Origin of the sequence: Nocardioides sp. (assembly GCF_031422975.1) — a bacterium.
Classification (GTDB): Bacteria; Actinomycetota; Actinomycetes; order Propionibacteriales; family Nocardioidaceae; genus Nocardioides.
In genome coordinates this window covers 1-6,744 of the sequence record NZ_JANPEO010000522.1, presented here as the reverse complement: position 1 = coordinate 6,744, position 6,744 = coordinate 1, and the positions used below count along the sequence as shown (strand labels likewise).

8 protein-coding genes are annotated in these 6,744 nt (G+C 70.6%); 4 read left to right on the top strand and 4 right to left on the bottom strand.

From position 1 onward, the window contains the following. From RMO85_RS15640 to RMO85_RS15625, 4 genes are all read left to right on the top strand, one after another. The coding region (locus RMO85_RS15640) for a metal ABC transporter substrate-binding protein (RefSeq protein ID WP_310529648.1) at positions 1–697 on the top strand (697 nt) is incomplete at its 5' end. Then, a complete protein-coding gene (locus tag RMO85_RS15635) occupies positions 691–1,479 on the top strand; it encodes a metal ABC transporter ATP-binding protein (RefSeq protein ID WP_310529647.1) in 789 nt (262 codons plus the stop codon). The genes RMO85_RS15640 and RMO85_RS15635, both read left to right, overlap by 7 nt. Beyond that, positions 1,476–2,498: a metal ABC transporter permease gene (locus RMO85_RS15630; RefSeq protein ID WP_310529646.1), complete on the top strand. Its 1,023-nt coding sequence runs from the start codon at positions 1,476–1,478 to the stop codon at positions 2,496–2,498. The genes RMO85_RS15635 and RMO85_RS15630 overlap by 4 nt, the downstream gene beginning before the upstream one ends. Continuing rightward, on the top strand, positions 2,485–2,919 hold the full coding sequence (locus tag RMO85_RS15625) for a Fur family transcriptional regulator (RefSeq protein WP_310529645.1): 435 nt from the start codon (positions 2,485–2,487) through the stop codon (positions 2,917–2,919). The genes RMO85_RS15630 and RMO85_RS15625 overlap by 14 nt, the downstream gene beginning before the upstream one ends. Before the next feature lie 45 nt (positions 2,920–2,964). Here the strand turns inward: RMO85_RS15625 and RMO85_RS15620 are convergent, their stop codons facing one another. The 4 genes from RMO85_RS15620 to RMO85_RS15605 form a co-directional block, all read right to left on the bottom strand. Beyond that, the gene (locus RMO85_RS15620) at positions 2,965–3,741 is read right to left on the bottom strand and encodes an isoprenyl transferase (protein WP_310529644.1); all 777 of its coding nucleotides are present in this window, start codon (positions 3,739–3,741) and stop codon (positions 2,965–2,967) included. A 14-nt stretch (positions 3,742–3,755) separates the two neighbouring features. Then, positions 3,756–4,484: a DNA repair protein RecO gene (gene recO, locus RMO85_RS15615; protein WP_310529643.1), complete on the bottom strand. Its 729-nt coding sequence runs from the start codon at positions 4,482–4,484 to the stop codon at positions 3,756–3,758. 28 nt (positions 4,485–4,512) lie between these two features. Next, positions 4,513–5,373 (bottom strand): alpha/beta fold hydrolase, encoded by an 861-nt coding sequence (locus RMO85_RS15610; protein ID WP_310529642.1) that lies wholly within the window; start codon positions 5,371–5,373, stop codon positions 4,513–4,515. A gap of 46 nt (positions 5,374–5,419) precedes the next feature. Beyond that, positions 5,420–6,744, bottom strand: a 1,325-nt coding sequence (locus RMO85_RS15605) for a 2-isopropylmalate synthase (RefSeq protein WP_310529641.1), incomplete at its 5' end; no start/stop codon positions are given.

Sequence of the window (6,744 nt, the reverse complement as noted above, 5' to 3'; positions counted from 1 at the left end):
CGAGCCCCACGACCTGGAGCTCGGCATCGCGCAGACCGCTGCCCTCGACCGGGCCGACGTGGTCGTGTTCGAGCACGACTTCCAGCCGGCGGTCGACGAGGCGATCGCCAACGTCGCCACTGGTGTCGAGGTCGACGCGGCCGAGGTCGTGGACCTGCGCGCGGACGCCAGCGACCCGGGCGAGCACGACCCCCACTTCTGGCTCGACCCGCTGCTGATGGCCGACCTCGGCGATGCCGTGGCCGAAGCCCTGGCCGAGGCAGACCCAGCCGGCGCCGCGGACTATGCCGCCAAGGCGGCGGACATCCGCGCCGACCTCGAAGGCGTCGACGCGGCGTACACCCGGGCCCTGGCGTCCTGCGAGCGCACCACGATGGTCGTCACCCATGAGGCCTTCGGCTATCTCGAGCGCTACGGCCTGCACTTCGAAGGCATCGTCGGCCTCACCCCCGACGCCGAGCCGACGCCCGCCGCGATCGCTCGCCTCCAGGAGCTGATCGCCGAGGAGGGCATCACCACCGTCTTCTCCGAACGCCTCGCCTCGACCGCGATGGCCGACGCGCTCGCCGCGGACACCGACGTCACCACCGCCGTGCTCGACCCGATCGAGGGACCGGCCGAGGGCGAGGCAGGCAGCGACTACGTTGCCCTCATGGAGCAGAACCTCGCCGCTCTGAGGAAGGCCGGCGCATGCTGAACGAGCGGGGGGCAGCCGTCGTCGAGGCCCGCGACGTCACGGTCGCCATCGGCGGCCGGCCGGTGCTCCGCGCCAACGACCTCACCGTGCACGAAGGCGAGTTCCTCGCGCTGATGGGCGCCAACGGCTCCGGCAAGTCGACGCTCGTGCGCGCCCTGACGGGCCTGCGTCCGCTGACGTCGGGCTCGGTCAGCCTGTTCGGGACCACGTTGTCGGACTTCCACGAACACCAGCGCATCGGTTTCGTACCGCAGCGGGCCACGGCGACCGGCGGCGTGCCCGCCAGCGTGCGGGAGGTCGTGGCCTCGGGCCGCCTCACGCGGCGCAAGGTGCTGCGGCCGATGAATCGGGCCGACCGTCGAGCCATTGCCGACGCGCTCGACGTGGTCGGCCTCGCGGACCGCGCCGGCGACGGGATCTCGACCCTCAGTGGTGGCCAGCAGCAGCGCGTCCTGATCGCGCGGGCGCTGGCGGGCGAGCCCGAGCTCTTCTTCCTCGACGAGCCGACCGCCGGCGTCGACCTGCCCAACCAGCAGGCGCTGGCCGACGCCTTGCGCACGCTGTCCGAGCGGGGCGCCACGGTGGTGCTGGTCGCCCACGAGCTCGGACCGCTGGCCTCGCTCGTCGACCGCGCGGTCGTCCTGCGAGACGGCCGGGTCGACTACGACGGACCGCCGCTGTCCGAGGAAGCGGTGCACACGCACCACCACGAGAGCGCTGCCAGCCATGACCACGCGCCGCACGTCGCCTCCCCCCTCGACTCGCTGGAGGGAGGACGGTGAATGTCATCGACCTGCTGGGTCTCGACTTCATGCATCGTGCGCTGCTGGCCGCGCTCTTCACCGGCCTCGCGGCGCCCGCCATCGGCACCTTCCTGGTGCAGAAGCGGCTCGCCCTCCTGGGTGACGGCATCGGTCACATCGCCGTCACCGGTGTCGCCCTCGGCCTGCTGACCGGCACCTCCCCGACGTGGACCGCCGTGATCGTCGCGATCATCGGCGCCGTGGTGATCGAGGTGATCCGCGAGCAGGGCCACACCAACGGCGACGTGGCGCTGGCGCTGCTGTTCTACGGTGGTCTCGCCGGCGGCGTACTCATCACCGGTCTCGACGGACAGGGTGCGAGCAGCCTCCAGTCCTACCTGTTCGGCTCGGTCACCAGCATCTCCGCGAACGACGTGTGGTTCACGCTCGCGCTCGCCGTGGTGATCTTGGTGGTCACGCTCGGGCTGCTCCCCCAGCTGTTCTCGGTCGCGTCCGACCCGGAGTTCGCCAAGGCCGCGGGGATGCGGGTCCGGGCCTACAACATCCTCGTCGCGGTGCTGGCGGCCGTGACGGTCACGGTGGCGATGCGCACGGTCGGGCTGCTGCTCGTGTCCGCCCTGATGGTGGTGCCGGTCGCTACGTCGCAGCAGTTGGCCCGGTCGTTCCGGACCACGCTCACCGGCGCCATGGGCGTCGGCGTGGTCGCGGCCGTGGGCGGGCTGCTGCTCTCGGCTGCGCTGTCGGTCCACGCCACCGTGGCTCCCGGCCCCACGATCGTGCTGCTGGCCCTGACCATGTTCGCCTCGACCTGGCCCCTCGGTGTGTGGCTGCGACACCGGCGACGCCTGCGGGCGCCCTTCCCCGCCGTACCTCCCCTCGACGAGGCATCGCACTCGCACGAGATGACGCCCGAGGACCACGCGCACATCCACGGCCACGACTGCGGGCACCCGGCCGTCCGCCACGGCGACCACGTCGACTACGTCCACGACGGCCACCGGCACGCGCCGCATGGAGAGCACTATGACGAGCACTGAGAGATCGGGCACTGAGAGATTGGGCACTGACCGCACGCCGCTGCGCCCCACCCGACAGCGCACCGCTGTCGTCGAGGCGATGGCGTCCTTCGACGACTTCCGCTCCGCTCAGGACATCCATGACCTGCTCGGCCGCGGTGGCACGCCCGTCGGACTCGCCACGGTCTACCGGACCCTCAACGCGCTCGTGGAAGCCGGTGAGGTCGACATGTTGCGCACCGAGGACGGCGAGGCGATCTACCGCCGCTGCTCGGGGACCCACCACCACCACCTGGTGTGCCGCTCGTGCGGCGCGACCATCGAGGTCGAGGGGCCGACCGTGGAGAGGTGGACGCGGACGATCGCGGCCGAGCACGGCTACTCCGAGGTCGCGCACACGCTGGAGATCGTCGGGACCTGCGCCACCTGCCACCGGGCCTGACCGGATCTCGGGGCCGGCGGGCGCACTGGTCAGGCAACTCCAACATCAGAAGTTCGGCTCTGCTCCGCCATAGCGCCGGTCGCGGCTCGCATAGATCTCGATCGCGCGCCAGAGGTCGCGGCGGTCGACGTCGGGCCAGAGGACATCGGTGAACACGAACTCGCTGTAGGCCGCCTGCCACAGCATGAAGTTGGAGAGTCGCTGCTCTCCCGAGGTCCGCCAGATCACATCGGCGTCGGCGAGCTCGGGGACGTAGAGGTGGCGCGCGATGGCGCGTTCGTCGATCTTGTCCGGGCGGATCCTGCCCGCGGCCACCTCGCGCGCCACACCGCGCACGGCGTCGACCAGCTCTGAGCGGCCGCCGTAGTTGACGCACATCGTCAGCGTGCAGACGTCGTTGTCCTTGGTGAGCTCCTCGGCGACCTTGAGCTCCTTGATCACCGACTTCCACAGCCGCGGCGCTCGACCGGCCCAGCGGACCCGCACCCCCAGCTCGTGCATCTCGTCGCGGCGGCGGCGGATCACATCGCGGTTGAAGCCCATCAGGAAGCGCACCTCGTCGGGCGAGCGCGACCAGTTCTCGGTCGAGAACGCGTAGGCCGAGACGGCCTTCACACCGATCTCGATCGCACCCTCGACGACGTCGAACAGGGAGCTCTCGCCCTGCTCGTGGCCGGCCGTGCGCGGCAGGCCACGGTCCTTGGCCCAGCGGCCGTTGCCGTCCATCACGATCGCGACGTGCCTCGGCACGAGATCGGCGGGTACGGCGGGTGGTCGCGCGCCGCTGGGGTGCGGGGTGGGCCGACGCACTGAACGTTTCACGACGCGGAGCCTAGTCAGCGTTCGACGTACGCCATCGAGCGCAGGCCGCGTTCGAGGTGCCAGGCCAGATAGGCGGCGACGAGTGTGCTGGCCTCGCGGAGGTGGCGGGGGTCGGTAGCGCGGAGGTGCGCCCAGTCGCCGGTGAGCAGCGCGGCGAGCACGCGGATGGTCTCCTGTGCAGGCGTGGCCGAGCCGGGGACCTTGCACATCGTGCAGAGCACGCCGCCGGCCGACGGGTTGAAGTAGCGGTGCGGGCCCTCGACCCCGCAGCTGGTGCAGTGGTCGAAGGACGGCGCATAGCCGGAGACGGCGAGTGAGCGCAGGAGGTAGGAGTCGAGGATCTGGCTGGCGGCATGCTCCTCGGCGGCCATCGCACGGAGCCCGCCGACCAGCAGCAGGAAGTGCTGGACGGAGGGTTCCTTCTCCTCGGTGACCAGCCGCTCGGCCGTCTCGAGCATCGCGGTGCCGGCGGTGTAGCGCTCGTAGTCCATGCCCAGCCGGGCATGGAACGGATCGATCGTCTCGGCCTGGGTGATGGTGTCCAGGTTGCGGCCCTCGGCGAGCTGGAGGTCGACGTGCGTGAACGGCTCGAGTCGCGAACCCCAGCGGGAGGTCGTGCGGCGTACGCCCTTCGCCACCGCTCGCACCCGCCCGTGCTGACGGGTCAGCAGGGTGATGATGCGGTCGGCCTCGCCCAGCTTGTGGGTGCGCAGCACGATCGCCTCGTCGCGATAGAGAGGCACTCACCCATTGTGCCTGCTCGGTGACGTGTCAGGTGCCCAGGTGGCGGGTGCGTCGCGGTTCTTCCCAACAGGTTCGGGCGAACTCGATGGCGACCTCGGTGAGACGCTCGGGTCGGGCGCGCCACTCCAGGATGCTGTGGGCACGTACGAAGGTCGCGTTGGGCATCTCCGCGGCCACCATCGCCGAGTCCGCGGCGGGGTGGATCGGATCCGACGGGTGGCCCACGACCAGCGCCGGCACCGTGATCTGGCGCCGCTGCCGCGCCGAGGGTGCGATCCGGCCGAAGAAGATGCCGTGCACGCCGGCCGCCATCGACTCGGCGCGCTGGTTGCAGGTGTCGAGGCCGATGCCGACCCAGAAGGGCACGATCCCGCGCGGGATCGGCCGGGTGACCCAGCGCAGCGCCGAGACGGTGAAGGGTAGGAAGCGGGCGGTGAAGAGCACCGGGCCGAAGGCCATCAGCCCCGCCTCGAGCCCGTTGTCCAGGACCGGCATCTCCAGCAGCAGGCCCTTGACCCGCTCCGGAGCCACGACCGCCATCTCCAAGGAGACGTTGGCGCCCAGGCTCGTGCCGCCGACGACGGCCCGCTCGGCCCCGAGGTGGTCGAGCAGCGCGACCACCTGCTCGGCGAAGGCCGTCATCGAGTAGACCAGCGGGTCCGCCGGCCGGTCGGAACGACCGTGGCCGAGCAGGTCCAGGGTCACCACGTGCAGTCCGCTCCCGGCGAGCGCGCGCGCCAGCGGCTGGTGCATCCGTCGCGGCATCAGCTGCCCGTGCAGCAGCACCACCCAGTTGTCGCCGGCGCCGTACTCGGTGTATTCGAGACGGTCGCGACCACTGTCGGGGTGGCTGAGGAAGAACTGCCCAATGCGCTCGGAGACCAGCATGAGTCGAAATCTAGGCGACACCGAGGCTGTCATGCGGGAGGTCCACCTAGCGGTTGGCCCGGTTGACCGCACTGATCACGGCCTTGAGGCTGGCCGTGACGATGTTGGGGTCGAGCCCGACACCCCACAGGATCTGCTCGCCGACCGCGCATTCGACGTACGCCGCAGCGATGGCGTCGCCTCCGGCGCTGAGCGCGTGCTCGTGGTAGTCGAGCACCCGCACGTCGAAGCCGGGCACCTCCCTGCCCCGGTCGTCGCCGCGCTCCACCTCGTTGATCGCGCCGACGAATGCGGACAGCGGCCCGTTGCCCTCCCCCGACAGTGAGTGCAGCTCGCCGTCGACGTAGACGTTGGTGGTCAGCTGGTCCTTCTCCCCAGCGGCACTCGAGGTGTGCACGGAGTCCAGCTTGAGCGGGGTCTCGCGCTCGAGGTACTCGGCGGAGAACGTCTGCCAGATCTGCTCGGGGCTGACCTCGCCCCCCTCGGCGTCGGTGTGCGCCTGGATGACCCGCGAGAACTCGATCTGCGCACGACGCGGCAGGTCGAGCTTGTGGTCGTGCTTGAGGATGTAGGCCACGCCGCCCTTGCCGGACTGGCTGTTGACCCGGATGACCGCTTCGTAGGACCGGCCGACGTCCTTGGGGTCGATGGGCAGGTAGGGCACGGCCCACGGGTGCTGGTCGACCGGCACGCCGGCGCGCGCGGCGTCGCGCTCGAGGGCCTCGAAGCCCTTCTTGATCGCGTCCTGGTGCGAGCCGGAGAACGCGGTGTAGACGAGGTCGCCACCGTAGGGGTGGCGCTCGGCGACGGGCAGCTGGTTGCAGTACTCCACCGTGCGGCGGATCTCGTCGATGCCTCCGTTGGCCGGGTTGAAGTCGATCTCCGGGTCGATGCCCTGGGTGAAGAGGTTCAGCCCCAGCGTCACCAGGCACACGTTGCCGGTGCGCTCGCCGTTGCCGAACAGGCAGCCCTCGATGCGGTCGGCGCCGGCGAGATAGCCGAGCTCGGCCGCCGCCACCGCCGTACCCCGGTCGTTGTGGGGGTGCAGGGAGAGGATCAAGTGCTCGCGGCTGCGCAGGTGGCGACTCATACACTCGATGGAGTCGGCGTAGACGTTGGGCGTGGCCATCTCCACCGTCGCGGGCAGGTTGATGATGACGGGCTTGTCGGCGGTCGGCTTCCACACGTCGATGACGGCGTTGCACACGCGGACGGCGTACTCGAGCTCGGTGCCGGTGTAGGACTCGGGCGAGTACTCGTAGTAGACGGCGGTCTCGGGGATGGTCTCCTCGAACTTGCGGCACAGGCGCGCGCCCTCCAGCGCCACGTCGACGATGCCGTCCTGGTCGAGGCCGAAGACGACTCGTCGCT